We start from the raw sequence: 16,856 nt of genomic DNA, 5'->3' as shown, positions 1-16,856 counted from the left end.
ATCAAGAGAAGTATTAAAGAGTGAAGAAAATTAAATTATCTCAAGATGAGAATTTATCTATTAAAATCAGTCATCAGCTGTCGCCACAGGCGTTACAGCGTATTGATCTTTATTTTTCATTACCTGTTGAAATGGGCATAAGTCCAAGCACTTTAAACGCTGAAGATTATTTCTATAGCAATATTACAAGCCATAGTGCTTATCATTCAGATCAAGTGCATCTCCCTTTAGTGCGAAGTCGTTTTATCAGTCAACGTTTTGAAGGCGAAGATGATGGTCAGAGCGACTATCGCTTGAACCTGAATTTATACTCTTATCAGTTAAAAATAGCGCTTGATACTGACATCAAACAAACCTTGAAATTGAAAAATGCAGAAGAGTTTTATCCCGCAGCTATTGAAGTAGCAGATCAAATCGCAGGTTTAGTGAAAAAGTTACGTCGCTATACCCCCTCTGATACTAAGCTAAGTTCTTTTTTTGAGAATGCCGATAATTACTTAAGTTGGCATATTGAGCAGTCATTCTTAAAATTACTGTCTAAAGGTCCAAAAAGTAGTGAATTTACGGCTGAACGAGAGTATTTATTTGCTTTTTGCCGCGGAGAGAATGCTTACCGTATCGAATGTAAATATAACTCTCAAGTAACACTCGAAGATCCGAATCGTATTACCAATAAAATGAGGTTATTACAGCGTTTAATTGAGTACGGTATTGTATTTCAAAAGAAAACTCGTTATTTGGATTTACATTTAAAACGTTTAGTTCGAGGTACTGTTACCGCTGTGATTATGGCGTTTGTGATGGTATTAGTTCTTAATGCTCGTTCAAGTTTTACAGAAGTAACCGTTGCGTTAATTGCTTTTTTAGGCGTTATTTATGGCTTACGAGAAACATTTAAAGAAGATGTTACCAGTTTAATTTGGCGTAAAATACAAAAAGGCCGACCCAAATGGCAAAACTTATTTCGTCATAGTGTTAACCAAAAGCGCATTTTAAGTCAGATATTATGGCTAGAATATATCAATACCAAAGATTTGCCCAAAGGCGTGAATGAATTACTTCAACAACGTCGGCAACAAAATAAACAAGCTGCGCGTTTACTGCACTTTAGGTGTGATAATAAAGTATTGTCTAAAGAATTTTTGCCCGGTTTTGATGAAATACAGCAGCAAGTGTTTTTTAATTTAACACCATTTGTTCGCTTTTTGAAAAAAGGGGCTGGCCGTTTATATAATTTAGAAGGGCAAAAAATATCAAGTCAGGCCGTTGAACGACGATATCAAATTAACCTGATTCTTCGCAATGTCGATCATGATGGTGAGAATATTCAGCGATTTAAAATTACGTTAAACCGTAGCGAAATTGTCAATATTGAAGCTATATCGGGTTCAGATACCTAAAAATGTGATAATAAAAGTAAAGGTAGTAGGACGTAATGAAAGCTAATTTTTCTCTTGATGATTTGCGCTGTTTTTGTGCCGTAGCAAAGTTAGCGAGCTTTAAAGATGCTGCAATTAGTCTTGATATGCCTCTATCAACTCTAAGCAGGCGAATAAAGCAGTTAGAATCCGATTTGCAATTAAGGTTATTAAACCGCGATGCACATCGGGTAACATTAACCCATACAGGGGAACAATATTTTTTACGCTCTAGTGCTTTATTTGATGAACTTGATGACATTGATCACGATCTCCATAAAGATAAACATCAAGCCAAAGGAAAAATAAGAGTTACAGCGCCTATTTATTCGGGCACACAATTCTTACGACCTATTTTTTATGATTTCTTGCAGGAAAACCCCGAAATTCAATTAGATTTGCGGTTTTCAAACAAATTAATTGATATAGAAGAGCAGGGTATTGATGTGGCATTTAGAATGGGCAATCCGGCACTTGAAAACTGGATTGTGAGACCATTAAAGTACACCCACAATATTTTATGTGCTCACGCCAACTATATCGCTGATGATATTACTCACCCTGAACAGTTATCCAATCACGCAACTATTATCAGTTATCCTTTGATACCTTGGCGATTACAAAATCAAGAAACAAATGAGGAGTTTGATTACCATCCTAATAAATCTGTTCGTTTAGAAGTAGATGAAATTCAAATGGTTACACATGCAGTTAAAGCTGGGCTCGGTATCAGTTATTTACCTGATTATTTAGCATTACCTTTAATAGAGTCAGGTGATATAAAGCGCATTCTTCCTCAGTGGCAGAGTAAAGATCGCGCGTTTTCTATGCTTTATCGCGATCGCAATAATATGCCACTGCGTGTAAGGCTATTTATTGAGTATGTTTTACACAATTTCCATTAAACTTTATTTCTACCAATAATAACGGTTGCTATACCGCCTAAAACGAGGGCACAAGCAATAATCAGCCGCATAGTTACCGATTCAGATAAAAATATAACACCACCAATAGAGGCTATAACTGGCACAGATAATTGTACTACAGCTGCTTCCGTAGCAGATAAACCTGCTAAAGCAATATACCAAAGTGTATAGCCAAGCGCTGAAGCCGCCGCTCCGGATAATATCGCTAAAATAATTCCTTCAGTAGAAATTTGTATATGAGGAAACATCACAAATGCCAGTATTACAACAAACGGAATAGTGTAGCTAAAATTAACCGTAGTATCTCGTAGTGGAGTAATAGAGCCGCGGCCCGTTAACGTGTAAATTCCCCAAGCCACACCTGATATTCCCATTAACACAAAGCCAAATACGCTAGGTGTTGTAACGGTTGGATAAATTAAATAGGCTAAACCAGAAAAAGAAACAATAATGCCGATCCATTCGGTTTTATGTAATTTATTCCCTGAAATGATACTCGCAATGATCATGGTAAGCTGAACAGCACCAAATAATACCAGCGCGCCTGTACCTGTATCTAAAGAGACATACGCCAATGAAAAAGTGATAGCGTAAGTAAATAGCATCAGTGCCGCTTTCCAACTACCTCCCTTTGTTAGTTGTGTATTGTTTTGTTTTTTTGATTTCATATTAAATAAAATATATAAAACGAATAACATTACTGCGCCTGATACCAGACGAATTGCTGTAAAGCTTGAGGCATCAATAGCGCTGTCTTTTAAAGCCATTCGCCCTAAAACTGAATTCGCAGCAAAGGCGATTAACGCTGCTACTGTATACACAATAGTCTTGAGGTTTTTATCTGATATCTTATTCAACTGAGTACCTACTTATTAGAATATAACGTGTCGCTAAATGATAAAATTTTTACAGTCATTACTTTAGCGAAACTTAATTAAATACAGGTTAACTTCTTTGTTAAAAGACTACCAGTGTCTTCTACATATCAGCTTTACTGTAAGTTGTTTGATGAAGGTTCTAGATTCATTGTATACTACGCCTCCATTTTTAAAGAATAGGTATTAGTATTGAATACCATCATTCTATTGGGGTATACCAAATTGAGAAAGGGTATAAATATAGCGATATTTTATTTATGAACTATTCTACCCCAACTAATTCTTCTGAGAGTAAAGTAATATGTTAGATCACAAGCTATCTGTAGCCCCCATGCTTGATTGGACTGATCGTCATTGTCGTTATTTTTATCGTGTTTTGTCGGCACATACCGTGCTTTATACTGAAATGGTGACCACTGGGGCTATTTTACATGGTCGAGGTGATTATCTTTCTTATAACGAGGCAGAGCATCCATTGGTGCTGCAATTAGGTGGCAGTAACGTTAAAGATATGACGGAATGCGCTAAAATCGCAGAGCAGTATGGTTACGATGAAATTAACATTAATGTTGGTTGTCCGTCTGACCGCGTACAAAATGGACGCTTCGGTGCTTGTTTAATGGCTGAGCCGACGCTTGTGGGGGATTGTGTTAACGAAATGCAGAATGCGACTAATATCCCTGTTACTGTAAAGTCACGAATTGGCATTGATGACTTAGATTCTTATGAGTTTTTACATACTTTTATTGATGAAGTGGCGAAAGCCGATTGTAATCACTTTATTATACACGCAAGAAAAGCATGGCTAACGGGATTAAGTCCTAAGCAGAATCGTGATGTTCCACCTTTAGATTACGAACGTGTTTATCAAATTAAACGAGACTTTTCTAATTTAAATATTTCAATTAATGGCGGTATTAAATCGTTAACTGAAACCCAAGAACACTTACAACATGTTGATGGCGTGATGATAGGGCGCGAAATATACAGTAGCCCTTACCTCTTGTCTGAGGTTGATCAGCAAATTTATGGCGTTGATAAACCACTTATTTCTCGTGAGCAAGTTATCAATGCTATGGCTGACTATATAGATGCATATATCAGTATAACGCCTGAACACGGTAGTAATAGAGCCTGGCACGTATTACGCCATATGTTAGGAATGTGTAATGGTTTAGCGGGCGCTCGACAGTTTCGTCGTGATTTAAGTGACTGCTCGAGCAATTCGAACGCTAACGGCGATAGTTTGAAACAGGCATTTGCTAAAGTTGTGCTACCTGAGTAAAAAAATAACTTATTGTTGTCCTACTGATCATTTGTTTGGATCAGTAGGGTGAAGCTCTCCACATTATTTATGATAAATATAGCCTATATTTAAAAAGCCCTTATACCTATTGGTATTTCCGTATAGCTATCATCTCTTATATTGCTAATATTTCTGCTACTTCCGTATAGCTATCATCTCTTATATTGCTAATATTTCTGCTACTTACTTGCTTTAACACCGCTCATTTCTTCGATTTAACATTGGTTATCTAATCGTAATATTGTTTTTTCAGAGCTCAAAATTATTGGGTAAATTATCGACTAAATTATCTAATAAGTCGTTGGTCAATTTAACCAATGGTTAGGTCAATTTGGCTATTTTTTAGTTTGACATATTATGTCTTGTTATCTGGTGGATTATGGTTGCTTTTGTTAATTTATTTTAAATCAACAATTTAAGTGTTTTTTATTATTTGGCACGGCACTTGTAATAGTTATTACATGAACACAACCTGACAGTAATTAAAATACGGTTAGGTCTTAATAACATTATTTAACCTGAACTAGGTTTACTTAACAATTACACAACACATAAGAAGGAATTTCAACATGAAACATTTTAACCGCAGAGCTATCAGCGTTGCTTTATTAATCACTTTAGGTGCAGCTTTTAGCGTAAATGCAAGTGCAACAGAGTCGGCTAGTATCGAAAAGTCATTAAGTGAAATGGTAATGCTACAAGGGGAAAAAGTGATGAGCGATCTAACCGTGCAATTACAAGAATCTATCATGGAGGAAGTTAATCGCTTTAGTGCAAGTTTTTATTTTGATGAATCAATAGAGAAATCTATCGCTTGGTTAACAGAAGAAGAGATCACTAAAAATGAACAGCAGGTTAGCCAGCTAAAAAAACTTTAATAACTGATAATAAATAACTGAAATAGTAGGAGAAAAACAATGGGATTATTTACACGTTTTACCGATATTGTTAACGCTAATTTAAATAGTATGCTTGATAAAGCTGAGCATCCTGAAAAAATGATTCGCTTAATTATTCAAGAAATGGAAGAGACTTTAGTTGAAGTGCGCGCAACGGCAGCAAAAAATATTGCTGAACAAAAAACGCATAAACGTAGAGTAAAATTTGCAGAAGAAAGTGTGGAACAGTGGCAAAGTAAAGCTGAATTGGCTATTGCAAAAGATAGAGAAGATCTTGCTAAGTCAGCATTGGCACAAAAGCATAAGTATCAAAATGAACTTAATACCCTTCAGCAAGAAAGTGATGCATTCGCTGAGTTTTCAATAAAAGTACAAGAAGATGCTGCACGTTTACAAGAAAAACTATCAGAAGCACGACGTCGTCAAGAAGCATTTACGCTACGTCAAGAGTCAGTACATGTTCGATTAAAGGTTCGTGAAAACGCTGCAATTTATAATATTGATGAAGCTATGAGTAAATTCGAACGTTATCAGCAAAAGATAGATAGAGCCGAAGCGCAAGTAGAAGCTTATGATTTAATGGCAGCAAGCAAAGAAGGGCAAAGTTTAGATGCTCAATTTGCTGACATGGAGAAAGAAGAAGCGATCACTCAAGAACTTGCAAAAATCAAACAAAAATTATCAGCTGCTTAGTCGTTATAAGAGTAGCGACTAAGCTAAAAAATAAATAGCTATAGGGCAGTTGGAATCGGTAAAGTTGCTATAGGTTGACACTAATTGCCCTGTATAACAAATCAAATAACAAAGGAATAAACGCATGAAGTATGAAAGAGAGTTCTCAAACAATCAAAACATAGATGACACGTTGACTAAAGATAGTGTTCATAAAAAAGTATCAGGTGTGTGTGCTGGTATTGCAAAGCATTATGATTTTCCTCGTATTGCTGTGCGTATAGCGACTCTTGGGGCACTGATCTTATTTCCTTTTGCAACTGGTGTTGCCTATGTCGTTGCAAGTGTTCTGTTACCTGAAAGCAAATATAGATAACGTTTGCGTTTTCTAGAGCATAAAAAGAGGATACACAATGACATTTTTTAAATCGTTATTATTAGCAATATTCGCAACCTTATTTTTAACCTATGTGTTAGGTGTGAGTTTTTTAGAGCTACTTGATATTAATGTGTACATGGATGGCGAACTAATTGAGCCATTAAAAGCAATAGGAGTTTCAGCTGTGGCTACCGTTATTTTAGTGTTAATTGCGTTAGCAATAGTGTTAAGTGTGTTTGGTTCATTGATTTTTGCTGGTCTTTTAATTGTAGGTTCGTTAATTATGGTCGCGGTAGGTGTTTTTTGGCCGGTTCTACTTATTGCTACAATTATATGGTTAATGACTAGAAATCATTCAGGAAAACAATATACTAAGGCTCAATAAAAAAGTTTAAAAAGCATTTTCACACAAGGAATAATCATGCAACAACGGAAAAAACGTTTACCTATGTTAAAGAGCCTAGTACTCACTACCTTAGTTTTAGGTATTAATTTTTCGTTATTCGCGAGTGATAATAGTGAACAGGGTGTAATAGAAGCACTTGAAGCAGGAAAAATTGTCGTAGCAAAAGAGCGTTTTTCTAATTTAACAAAAGTAGAAAAAAATACGATATCAGGAAAAATTTTACATAGCCGAATACTCTTTCGAGAAGATAACACAGAAGATTCCTATGAATTGTTAGAAGCATTAAGTGAAGACAATAAAGATAATGCTGAGGTTTATTATTATTTTGGTCGTAGCGCGATTGTGATGGCGCAAAAAGTTAGTATTTTTTCTAAATTAAGCTATGCAAGTGAAGCATTAGAGTCATGGGAGCATGCTTTAAGTTTAAATCCTGAGCATATTGAAACATTAGAGGGGCTTATTGGCTTTCACTTAGGTGCGCCAAGCATTGCTGGTGGTGATATTGAAAAAGGCTTAGCTTATGCAAAAACATTGCTAACCCTAGACTCTGAAAAGGGCTATGCAAATTTAGCGAAAGTTTACTGGCAACAAGGCAAAAGTGATTTAGCTGAAAAAGCTATTGCGGATGGTTTAGCTATTACCCCTAATAGTGTTGAAATTTATTTTACTCAGGGTAGTGTTTATAGCGGGCAAGCTAAAGAAAATAGTATGCTGTGGAAAGAGGCACGTGTAGCACTGAATAAGGCATTAGAATATGCTAAATCAGCACAAGAAAAACAACATGTTTTGTATCAGTTAGGTAAGATTGCGGTTAATTCAGGCGAAGAAATTCAAGCGGGTATCATCGCTTTAGAGCAGATGTTTGCTTTGCAGGCTGATCAATATCAGCAATGGGGAAGATATCGTTTAGCTCAACTTTACTTGAATAATAATCAACCTGACAAAGCTAAAGATGTTATTGCAAAAGTGGAATATCAAGATGATGATGAGCTAGAAGAGCAAGTTAAATCTTTAGCAAAAAAAATTAAGAAAGCAGTTAAGAAGCAAGCCAAGGTTAGTTAAAGAATTTTCCTAAAATAGCCTTGCATTCAGGTGTGTTAACTAAGCGTGAGAATTCTTGACCTTCGTTTTCTATGACTTGTGATAATTGCGATTGACTCGCTTGGCGAATAAGTTTTCTGCTTGTCATTACTGCATCGCTTGGCAGGTTTGCGATGGTATTTGCAATTTTTTCACTTATTGATAATAGCTCGTCAGGTGAACAAATTTGATTAGCTATACCATATTCTAATGCTTGCTCAGCTGAAAAAGTGTTACCAAGTACCATTAATTCAAAGGCACGATTTTGACCAATTAATCGTGTTAATAAGAAGCTAGAACCGGCTTCTGGGCATAAACCTAGCTGTGTAAAAGGGAGTTTGAATTTGGCGTTATTTGCTGCAATAACCATGTCGCAATGTAGTAGTAATGTTGTGCCAATGCCAACAGCATCACCTGCTACTGCGGCAATAATTGGTTTATTAAACTCACTGAGGGTTTTGACAAAATCGAGGGCTACAAGCGCATCACCTTTAGCGCTCTCAATAAAGTCTTGTAGATCATTGCCGGCACAAAAGCATTTTTCATTGCCGCGAATTAAAATGCAGTTGATTTTCTCACTCTTTTTAGCATAGTCAAAGTGTTGGCAAAGCTCTTGATACATTACCTTATTTAGAGCGTTTTTTTTCTCAAAACGATTTAAAATAATAATAAATACACCATTGTTTTCTTTGGTTATAATGAAGTCAGTCATTTTGTTACTTTGCTAAGAGTGATAAAGTTAAACCTTAAGGGTTATCAAAAAGGATGTATAGCATCAAATGAAAAATATTTATTTATTTTGTTTATTACTAGTCTGTGGTTTGATGAGCTTTTTAAGTGCGGCGAACCTTATACCAGAAGATAAAAATTCAACCCTAGTGGTTGAACAGGCATATATACGTGCCACCATCCCTGGGACTTCAATATCATCATCTTATATGGAAATTGAAAATCAAAGCGACAGCACGGTTTCTCTATTAAGTGTTAGCAGTGATATTTCACCTCGTATTGAAATACATCAGCATATTATGACTGATGGTATGATGCGTATGCGTAAACTTGATTCACTTGCTATTGAGTCAAAAGCACGAGTGAAGTTACAACCCTCTGGTTTGCATTTGATGATTTTTGATGTTGCAACACCGTTAAACCCCAAGGAACAGGTTGAGTTAACATTACATTTTTCTAATAATGTATCTGTGACTATGGAAGTACCTGTTTATAGTCCTGTTCAAGAAAAAGCAGCACAAAAAACAATGTTAAAAATGCATAAGCATCATCATTAGGAGTAAAAAATGAAAACAAATTTTTCAGCTAAAAACGTTGGCTATATAACAGCGGGTATTTTCTTACTTTTTTATTTTATTGGTGTGTATTGGAGTTTCAGTGTTGAATCTTTTGATGTTAAAGAAGAAGTAACGATATCGGCAAAGGCAGATAATGTAGTACCTGTTGTTGGTTATACCACCACCACCACGTTGATTAAGGTAGCGACCAGTATTTTAGATAAACCCGGTGGTTATATCTCTAACGATGCATTACCACCAGGCTTATTTCTAGATAATATGCCTGCATGGGAATTTGGTGTATTAGAAATGGTGCGCGATATGGCATTGGTGTTGCGTAAAGATTTTAGTCGCTCGCAATCACAGTCTTTGGAAAACATTCATATTCAAAAAGCGCAACCTCAATTTAATATTGATAATAAAAGTTGGGCGATGCCAAGTGCAGAGTCAGAATATAGAAAAGCAATTGAAAGTTTACACCTATATAGAAATGCATTAGTTGGTTTGAGTAAAATTAAAGATGACCATGCTCAGTTTTATGCGCGTGCTGATAATCTAACCTCATATTTAGACGAAGTTCAAAAACGCTTAGGTAGCTACTCTCAAAGACTAAGCGCGAGTGTTGGCAAAGAAAAAATTAATACTGACCTAGCGGGTGATAATGAAGCAAGACAATCGAGCTATGAAAGCAATCACTCGCAAGTAAGAACCAGTTGGTGGAAACTTGATGATGTTTTTTATGAGTCGCGTGGTGCTGCATGGGCATTACTTCACTTTTTAAAAGCAATAGAGATTGATTTTGAAAGTGTGCTAAAAAATAAAAATGCAACGATTAGCCTGCAACAAATTATTCGTGAATTAGAAGCTAGTCAGCAAACTCTTTGGAGTCCTATGGTTTTAAATGGCGATGGCTTTGGTGTGCTTGCTAACCACTCTTTAGTTATGGCTAATTATATTTCGCGTGCCAATGCAGCATTAATTGATTTAAATGAACTACTAAGAAAAGGGTAATAAGAATGAAAAAAGCAACCATAGCAACCTGTTTGGCGACAGTGCTTTGTGCTACTAGTGTAAAAGCGGATACATTATTAGGGCTTTATATCGGTGGTCAAGTATGGGTAAGCCAAGCTGAAGGTTCATTTGGTGAGGGAGATACAGAGCAGGCGGCTGCTCAGTTTAAAGATCAAAATCAAGGAAGTTACTTTGTTGCGCTTGAACACCCAATTCCTTTAATTCCTAATATTAAATTGGTATCAACCACCCTTGATACATTAGGTGATGCCAATTTTAGTGGCAGCTTTGAATTTGACAATGTTGTTTATGATGGCAATACAAATTTAGCAACGACGTTTGATGCTAGCTATATTGATTATACTTTTTACTACGAAGTATTTGATAATGACCTGTTAACTTTTGATTTTGGTCTTACAGTTCGTGATTTAGATAGTCAGATTAATATTGTTGGTGATGTTACAGCCAATGGCGTGACTACGCCAACAAATAGCCAACTTTCAGTGTCTGGTATTTTACCTTTATTTTATGTTAAAACGATTGTTGGTTTACCTTTTACTGGCTTTAATGTGTTTGCTGAAGGCAATTTTGTTTCATATGACAGCAGTAGTGTACATGATTATCAAGTAGGTATTAGTTATTCAGTACTTGATAATCTTGCAATCGATTTTGATGTAACTTTAGGCTATCGTAACGTTCAATTAGACTTAAATGATATAGACGATTTATATTCTAATTTAACTTTTGATGGTGTATTTGCAGGTGCAATAATTCACTTCTAGTAATAAATAAAGGCACTTAATGATGTAGAGCCTGACTTAGTTTCAGGTTCTATTAACTTTTACTATTCCTATATTCTTTTTTGGAATAATAAACGTCTATCTATTCTTTTTAGTTTTATTTGTTTTTGTCTATCATTTACTCATATATTGTTATGGGTGAATATTCTTATGCCACAAGAGCAGCAAAATTCAAATACAGTATCAAGTTCACTTGATGCTAATCAACTTGTTTTACTACAACAAGCTACATCTGGTTATTCGTCATTACAACTTGCTTGGGCAAGTGGTTATTTAGCTGCAAAAAGTGAGCAAGGTGCAAACGCACAGATTTCACCGGTAGCGCCATTGGCTGCTGTTGCCGCGAAAACCTTAACTATTTTATATGCTTCACAAACTGGTAATGCTAAAGGTGTGGCGAGTAAACTTGCCGCTAGCGCTAAAGCAGCCGGCATTTCTGTGGTATTAAAAAATACTGCTGACTATAAAGCTAAGTCATCATTAAAAAATGAAACTCACCTATTAATTGTTGCCAGTACGAATGGTGAAGGTGAAGCACCTGACGACGCTATTGAATTCCATGAATTTTTATTAGGTAAAAAAGCACCTAAATTACCTAACTTAAGCTATAGCGTATTAGCGTTAGGTGATAGCAGTTACGAATTTTTCTGTCAAACAGGTAAAGATTTCGACGAACGTTTACAGGCTCTCGGTGCTAAGCAACTTGCTCCTCGTGTCGATTGTGATGTTGATTACGATAGTGATTGTGAAGCTTGGACTTCAAGCATTATTGAATCATTAAAAGACGAGCTTACTCAACCAGCTACAACGACTACTGCAAGTCTTGGTGGCTTTGATAACTTGCCAACAGCGGGGGCTGCAAGTCAATACTCTAAACAAAACCCATTAGCGGCAGAGTTTTCATTAAGTCAAAAAATTACTGGCCGCGACTCAGCTAAAGATGTCCGTCACATAGAAATTGACTTAGGCGAATCTGGCTTAACTTATCAAGTAGGTGATGCGTTAGGTGTATGGTTTGAAAATGATGAAGCACTTGTTGATAACTTATTGAGTGAACTTAGTTTCTCAGGCGATGAGAAAGTGTCGCTAAAAGTATCAGGTGAAGTACAAGAGTTTACCTTAAAGAATGCCTTAATCAGTCAATTAGAAATTACACAAACAGCGCCTGCGTTTATTGAATTTTGGGCTCTACAGTCTAAAGACGCTAAGTTAACAGAAGTTGCAAGCGATAAAAATTCAGCGCGTGAATTTGCCGGCGAACATCAAATTATTGATGTAGTGAAAATAGCTAAGGCGGATGTTGATGCACAAACCTTTGTTGATGCATTACGTCAAATTACGCCACGTTTATATTCTATCGCCTCAGCACAAGCTGAAGTTGAAGCAGAAGTTCATTTAACTGTTGGTGTCGTTAATTTTGATGCTAATGGTGAAAGTCGTACTGGTGGTGCTTCAGGCTTCTTAGCGAATCGTTTAGAAGAAGGCCAAAAAGTACGTGTTTTTGTTGAGCATAATGACAACTTCCGTTTACCAGAGTCTGATGACACGCCAGTAATTATGATTGGCCCAGGTACAGGTGTCGCACCATTTAGAGCTTTCATGCAGGCGCGTGAAGCGCGTGATGCTACGGGCGATAACTGGATGTTCTTTGGTGATCAAACATTCACACAAGACTTCTTATATCAAGTTGAATGGCAGAACTATTTAAAATCTGGCTTACTTACACGTATGGATGTTGCTTTTTCTCGTGACCAAGCAGAAAAAATCTACGTACAAGATAGATTAAAAGAACAAGCTAGCGATGTTTTTGCTTGGTTAGAGCGTGGTGCACATTTATATATTTGTGGCGATGCTAACCGTATGGCGAAAGATGTTCATCAAACCTTGATAGAAATTATTGCAGAGCATGGCAAATTAAGCACAGAACAAGCCGAAGATTACTTAAAATCACTTAGATCTAATAAGCGTTACCAGAAGGATGTTTACTAATGAGCAACGATTTCACAAAAGTTGAAAACCCTGTACTAATTGTTGAAGGTAAGCAGGCTGATAACGAACGCTTAAAAGCGGAAAGCGATTACCTTAGAGGTACAATTGTAGAAGATCTACAAGATAGAATTACTGGTGGCTTTACTAGCGATAACTTCCAGTTGATACGTACTCATGGAATGTATCAACAAGACGACCGTGATATTCGTGCTGAGCGTCAGAAACAAAAGTTAGAGCCATTACATAATGTTATGCTTCGTGCGCGTTTACCTGGCGGTATTATCAAGCCAAGCCAATGGTTAGCGATTGATAAATTTGCTGATGACTACACTTCATACGGCAGTATTCGTTTAACTACACGTCAAACGTTTCAGTTTCACGGAGTATTAAAGCCAAACATTAAGTTAATGCATCAAACATTAAATAGTGTCGGTTTAGATTCAATTGCAACGGCTGGTGATGTTAACCGTAACGTGCTTTGTACATCTAACCCGGTTGAGTCTTCATTACACCAAGAAGCGTATGAATGGGCAACAAAGATCAGTGAACATTTGTTACCAAAAACGCGTGCTTATGCTGAAATTTGGTTGGATGAAGAGCGTGTTGAAACTACTGAAGATGAAGAAGTAGAGCCTATTTTAGGTAGTAATTATTTACCACGTAAATTTAAAACAACGGTTGTTATTCCACCAAATAACGATATTGATGTTCATGCCAATGATTTGAATTTTGTCGCTATTAGTGAAAATGGTGAGCTGATTGGTTTCAACGTACTTGTTGGTGGTGGCTTAGCTATGACTCATGGTGATAATGCGACTTATCCACGTTGTGCTGATGATTTTGGTTTTATCCCAAAAGAGCACACGTTAGCGATTGCGGCTGCTGTTGTGACTACGCAACGTGACTGGGGTAACCGTGTTAACCGCAAAAATGCTAAAACTAAATACACGTTAGATCGTGTTGGTGTTGATACATTTAAAGCTGAAGTTGAACGAAGAGCGGGTGTTAAGTTCTCAGATTCACGTTCATATGAATTTACTCACCGTGGTGATAACTTTGGCTGGGTTGAAGGCATTGATGGTAAACATCATTTAACCTTATTTATTGAGAATGGACGTATTCTTGATTTTGAAGGTACGAATGTTAAAGCATTAAAAACAGGTATGCGTGAAATAGCACAAATACATAAAGGTGATTTCCGTTTAACTGCAAACCAAAACCTTATTGTTGCCGGTGTAGATGCAGCGGATAAAGCAATTATTGAACAGTTAGCACGTGATCATGGCCTAATTAATGATGGTGTTTCTAAGCAACGTAAAAGCTCTATGGCATGTGTTGCCTTTCCAACGTGTCCATTAGCGATGGCTGAAGCAGAGCGTTATTTACCTGGTTTAGTAGATGATGTGGAAAAAATTCTGACTAAAAATGGTTTGCAAGACGATAGCATTATTTTACGTGTTACGGGTTGTCCAAATGGCTGTGGACGAGCGATGCTTGCTGAAATTGGTCTTGTTGGTAAAGGTCCAGGTAAATACAACATGTATTTAGGCAGTGATTTAGCAGGTTCTCGTGTACCTAAGCTTTATAAAGAGAACGTTGATGAAGCCGGTGTATTAAGTGAAATCGATGGCCTCAGTGCTCGTTGGGCTGCAGAGCGTAACGAAGGTGAAGCTTTTGGTGACTTCGTTATTCGTGCCGGAATTGTTGAGCAAGTAATCGTTAGTTTTAGAGATTTTCATCATGCTTAAAACAGCAGTAGCCACCGAACTTGAGTTTCCTGATCCAGCATTAGCTCAGTGGAACATTGCACTTGAAAAACAAACAGCGCAAGAACGTGCTGAATGGGCAATGCAAAACTTGCCAGGTGCATTTGTGTTATCATCAAGCTTTGGTATTCAATCGGCAGTTATGTTGCATTTATTAACGCAGGTGGATAGCAATATTCCTGTATTAATAACTGATACAGGACATTTATTTCCAGAAACGTATCAATTTATTGAGCAGTTAACTGAGCGCTTAAACTTAAACTTGAAAGTGTATCAAGCGAAAGAAAGTGCTGCGTGGCAAATGGCTAAATATGGCGAAGAATGGGCATCGACGGATGCAGCGTTGAAAGCTTATAATCGTCGTAATAAAGTTGAACCACTAGAGCGTGGTTTAACTGAGCTAAATGCACAAACGTGGTTTTCAGGTGTTCGACGTCAACAATCAGAACATCGTCAAGGTTTAGGTGTTGTCGGTACATTACGTGGTCGTTATAAAGTGCATCCAATCATTGATTGGAGCAATAAAGACGTTCATCAGTACTTAACTAAGTATAACTTACCGTATCATCCATTATGGGATCAAGGTTATGTGTCGGTAGGTGATGTCCATAGTACAAGACCATTAACCTTAGGTATGACTGAAGAAGAGACACGCTTTGGTGGTGGACAACGTGAATGTGGTTTACATACCGACGGTGACGGAATTTAAGTAAGATTAACTACTACTCACTACGTTAAAGTGGTGGGTTAGTTGTTGTTTTAATATAGAAAAAAATTCTTTGTTTGGTTTATCAATAATTAAGTTTGCTAGTTCGGCACCAATAGCTGTGAATTTATAAAACTGCAAGGCAATATTATTATTCTTACTGCTTAGCGTGAGCGGCTCGCCATTATAATAAAAATTAAGTACTTCGCCACTTTTCATCATGCTTGATTCACTTTCTTGTTTAAAAATTAACTTGTTATCCGCTAAAGATAATATATCAGCATAATTTAAACCAAAATGACTTAAATTTATGTACTGCTGCCTTTCCTGATTAAAAAAATTGAATAGTCCTGGTTGTTGATAAGAGCCGGAAATAATACGAATATTTTTCTTACTATTATCTTTTACCGCTAAAGAACAAGCTTTTGCTAATAATTTAGCGTCTACAATACTCATATCTCGAAAAACTTTTAATGCTTTCAGTGAATATAAGCCTGGGCGAGCTAATTCTCCGGCAAGTATCTTGGCCCATAAATCTTGCATTGTGGCGTTACTAATATTTTCAGCTAAGCTAATGTATTGATTAAACCAATCTAAATCGGGTCTTTTATCTATTGGTTTATTTGCACAAAATGCAAAAGTTTTTACCATGATCTCTTCAATATTTTCTTGTTTTCGCAGGCTTGCTAATCTTTGACGCTTAGTACTACGATCTTGAAGTGGCATTTGTTTTTCAGGGGGGAGTAAAGGGGCTTCTACACCGAATAATTGAGTTATTTTAAAAAACTGTTTATGTGCTGGTGTTTCAATGCTATTACCAATTGTAGTTTCTTCAATCGGCAAGTTGCGTTGATTATCTTCAGTTTGTTCAATGACAACAACATCTGATGTATCTGGTTTCAAGTTAATACTCCATACTAAAAAATATTTTAGTAATATCAATATAAGTGTAGGTTTTACCGTTATTTATTGATATAAAATAATATATGACCATGCATATAGCGATATAAATATAATTTTATTGTATGGGTTTATTGAAATTTGTCAAAATGACTTTTATTATATAATTTAGTGCTAGATTTGTATTTATTAACTATCTGAAAAATAAGTTAATAATTTCTGTATTATCTTAACGACTTTATTATTAATTTGTCACAATAGATAGGTTTTTAACAACTAACGTTACGTGAAACCTATTAAAATATGTGCAACAAAAAGGAATATTTAGCTAAACTAACATTGTTCGAATGAAAAAAACGAAAGAATGCTTCAAAAAAGTAGCAATAAGGTATAGTTCAGTTATAGTTATAGAATACCTAAGTACAATGATAAAT

The 16,856-nt window shown here is 36.3% G+C and carries 17 protein-coding genes; 14 read left to right on the top strand and 3 right to left on the bottom strand.

What is annotated here, in order from left to right; all coding sequences use genetic code 11:
- Positions 1 to 20 precede the first annotated feature (20 nt).
- On the top strand, positions 21 to 1,400 hold the full coding sequence (locus tag KO509_RS04895; protein WP_215972168.1) for a hypothetical protein: 1,380 nt from the start codon (positions 21 to 23) through the stop codon (positions 1,398 to 1,400).
- A gap of 35 nt (positions 1,401 to 1,435) precedes the next feature.
- On the top strand, positions 1,436 to 2,323 hold the full coding sequence (locus KO509_RS04890; protein ID WP_215972167.1) for a LysR family transcriptional regulator: 888 nt from the start codon (positions 1,436 to 1,438) through the stop codon (positions 2,321 to 2,323).
- Here KO509_RS04890 and KO509_RS04885 read toward each other — a convergent pair.
- Positions 2,320 to 3,201, bottom strand: a complete 882-nt coding sequence (locus KO509_RS04885) for a DMT family transporter (protein ID WP_215972166.1) — start codon at positions 3,199 to 3,201, stop codon at positions 2,320 to 2,322. The genes KO509_RS04890 and KO509_RS04885 overlap by 4 nt on opposite strands.
- A gap of 322 nt (positions 3,202 to 3,523) precedes the next feature.
- Between KO509_RS04885 and dusA the strand changes: the two genes are divergently transcribed.
- From dusA to KO509_RS04855, 6 genes are all read left to right on the top strand, one after another.
- Positions 3,524 to 4,507: a tRNA dihydrouridine(20/20a) synthase DusA gene (dusA, locus tag KO509_RS04880; RefSeq protein ID WP_215972165.1), complete on the top strand. Its 984-nt coding sequence runs from the start codon at positions 3,524 to 3,526 to the stop codon at positions 4,505 to 4,507.
- Between the two features lie 590 nt (positions 4,508 to 5,097).
- On the top strand, positions 5,098 to 5,406 hold the full coding sequence (locus KO509_RS04875; protein ID WP_215972164.1) for a hypothetical protein: 309 nt from the start codon (positions 5,098 to 5,100) through the stop codon (positions 5,404 to 5,406).
- A gap of 39 nt (positions 5,407 to 5,445) precedes the next feature.
- Positions 5,446 to 6,120: a phage shock protein PspA gene (gene pspA, locus KO509_RS04870; protein WP_215972163.1), complete on the top strand. Its 675-nt coding sequence runs from the start codon at positions 5,446 to 5,448 to the stop codon at positions 6,118 to 6,120.
- Between the two features lie 124 nt (positions 6,121 to 6,244).
- Positions 6,245 to 6,475: a PspC domain-containing protein gene (locus tag KO509_RS04865; protein WP_215972162.1), complete on the top strand. Its 231-nt coding sequence runs from the start codon at positions 6,245 to 6,247 to the stop codon at positions 6,473 to 6,475.
- Between the two features lie 37 nt (positions 6,476 to 6,512).
- Positions 6,513 to 6,863: a hypothetical protein gene (locus KO509_RS04860; RefSeq protein ID WP_215972161.1), complete on the top strand. Its 351-nt coding sequence runs from the start codon at positions 6,513 to 6,515 to the stop codon at positions 6,861 to 6,863.
- Positions 6,864 to 6,899: 36 nt separating this feature from the next.
- A complete protein-coding gene (locus KO509_RS04855) occupies positions 6,900 to 7,946 on the top strand; it encodes a tetratricopeptide repeat protein (RefSeq protein ID WP_215972160.1) in 1,047 nt (348 codons plus the stop codon).
- On the opposite strand, the gene KO509_RS04850 is transcribed toward KO509_RS04855, so the two are convergent.
- A complete protein-coding gene (locus KO509_RS04850) occupies positions 7,939 to 8,676 on the bottom strand; it encodes an enoyl-CoA hydratase-related protein (RefSeq protein ID WP_215972159.1) in 738 nt (245 codons plus the stop codon). The two genes, KO509_RS04855 and KO509_RS04850, sit on opposite strands and share 8 nt — an antisense overlap.
- Before the next feature lie 67 nt (positions 8,677 to 8,743).
- Between KO509_RS04850 and KO509_RS04845 the strand changes: the two genes are divergently transcribed.
- The 6 genes from KO509_RS04845 to KO509_RS04820 all read left to right on the top strand — a co-directional run bounded on the left by KO509_RS04845 (position 8,744) and on the right by KO509_RS04820 (position 15,525).
- The gene (locus KO509_RS04845) at positions 8,744 to 9,250 is read left to right on the top strand and encodes a copper chaperone PCu(A)C (protein WP_215972158.1); all 507 of its coding nucleotides are present in this window, start codon (positions 8,744 to 8,746) and stop codon (positions 9,248 to 9,250) included.
- A 9-nt stretch (positions 9,251 to 9,259) separates the two neighbouring features.
- Entirely contained in the window at positions 9,260 to 10,261 is a 1,002-nt protein-coding gene (locus KO509_RS04840) for a DUF2333 family protein (RefSeq protein WP_215972157.1), read from the top strand.
- 5 nt (positions 10,262 to 10,266) lie between these two features.
- On the top strand, positions 10,267 to 11,043 hold the full coding sequence (locus tag KO509_RS04835) for a TIGR04219 family outer membrane beta-barrel protein (RefSeq protein ID WP_215972156.1): 777 nt from the start codon (positions 10,267 to 10,269) through the stop codon (positions 11,041 to 11,043).
- Positions 11,044 to 11,211: 168 nt separating this feature from the next.
- On the top strand, positions 11,212 to 13,050 hold the full coding sequence (locus KO509_RS04830) for an assimilatory sulfite reductase (NADPH) flavoprotein subunit (protein WP_215972155.1): 1,839 nt from the start codon (positions 11,212 to 11,214) through the stop codon (positions 13,048 to 13,050).
- A complete protein-coding gene (gene cysI, locus KO509_RS04825) occupies positions 13,050 to 14,798 on the top strand; it encodes an assimilatory sulfite reductase (NADPH) hemoprotein subunit (protein WP_215972154.1) in 1,749 nt (582 codons plus the stop codon). Before KO509_RS04830 ends, cysI begins: the two co-directional genes overlap by 1 nt.
- Positions 14,791 to 15,525 (top strand): phosphoadenylyl-sulfate reductase, encoded by a 735-nt coding sequence (locus KO509_RS04820; RefSeq protein ID WP_215972153.1) that lies wholly within the window; start codon positions 14,791 to 14,793, stop codon positions 15,523 to 15,525. Before cysI ends, KO509_RS04820 begins: the two co-directional genes overlap by 8 nt.
- Before the next feature lie 6 nt (positions 15,526 to 15,531).
- Here the strand turns inward: KO509_RS04820 and KO509_RS04815 are convergent, their stop codons facing one another.
- Positions 15,532 to 16,425 carry a TIGR03899 family protein gene (locus KO509_RS04815; RefSeq protein ID WP_252727392.1) on the bottom strand — a complete coding sequence of 298 codons (894 nt, stop codon included), beginning with the start codon at positions 16,423 to 16,425 and terminating at the stop codon, positions 15,532 to 15,534.
- Between the last annotated feature and the right edge of the window lie 431 nt (positions 16,426 to 16,856).

Origin of the sequence: Colwellia sp. C2M11, assembly GCF_018860915.1 — a bacterium.
Classification (GTDB): Bacteria; Pseudomonadota; Gammaproteobacteria; order Enterobacterales; family Alteromonadaceae; genus Colwellia.
This window is presented reverse-complemented; position numbering and strand designations above follow the sequence as displayed.

Bases quoted from the DNA above. Each gene is read 5' to 3' on its own strand.
- KO509_RS04890 (WP_215972167.1), top strand. From the start codon at position 1,436: ATGAAAGCTAATTTTTCTCTTGATGATTTGCGCTGTTTTTGTGCCGTA.
- dusA (WP_215972165.1), top strand. From the start codon at position 3,524: ATGTTAGATCACAAGCTATCTGTAGCCCCCATGCTTGATTGGACTGAT.
- KO509_RS04875 (WP_215972164.1), top strand. From the start codon at position 5,098: ATGAAACATTTTAACCGCAGAGCTATCAGCGTTGCTTTATTAATCACT.
- pspA (WP_215972163.1), top strand. From the start codon at position 5,446: ATGGGATTATTTACACGTTTTACCGATATTGTTAACGCTAATTTAAAT.
- KO509_RS04865 (WP_215972162.1), top strand. From the start codon at position 6,245: ATGAAGTATGAAAGAGAGTTCTCAAACAATCAAAACATAGATGACACG.
- KO509_RS04860 (WP_215972161.1), top strand. From the start codon at position 6,513: ATGACATTTTTTAAATCGTTATTATTAGCAATATTCGCAACCTTATTT.
- KO509_RS04855 (WP_215972160.1), top strand. From the start codon at position 6,900: ATGCAACAACGGAAAAAACGTTTACCTATGTTAAAGAGCCTAGTACTC.
- KO509_RS04850 (WP_215972159.1), bottom strand. From the start codon at position 8,676: ATGACTGACTTCATTATAACCAAAGAAAACAATGGTGTATTTATTATT.
- KO509_RS04845 (WP_215972158.1), top strand. From the start codon at position 8,744: ATGAAAAATATTTATTTATTTTGTTTATTACTAGTCTGTGGTTTGATG.
- KO509_RS04840 (WP_215972157.1), top strand. From the start codon at position 9,260: ATGAAAACAAATTTTTCAGCTAAAAACGTTGGCTATATAACAGCGGGT.
- KO509_RS04835 (WP_215972156.1), top strand. From the start codon at position 10,267: ATGAAAAAAGCAACCATAGCAACCTGTTTGGCGACAGTGCTTTGTGCT.
- KO509_RS04830 (WP_215972155.1), top strand. From the start codon at position 11,212: ATGCCACAAGAGCAGCAAAATTCAAATACAGTATCAAGTTCACTTGAT.
- cysI (WP_215972154.1), top strand. From the start codon at position 13,050: ATGAGCAACGATTTCACAAAAGTTGAAAACCCTGTACTAATTGTTGAA.
- KO509_RS04820 (WP_215972153.1), top strand. From the start codon at position 14,791: ATGCTTAAAACAGCAGTAGCCACCGAACTTGAGTTTCCTGATCCAGCA.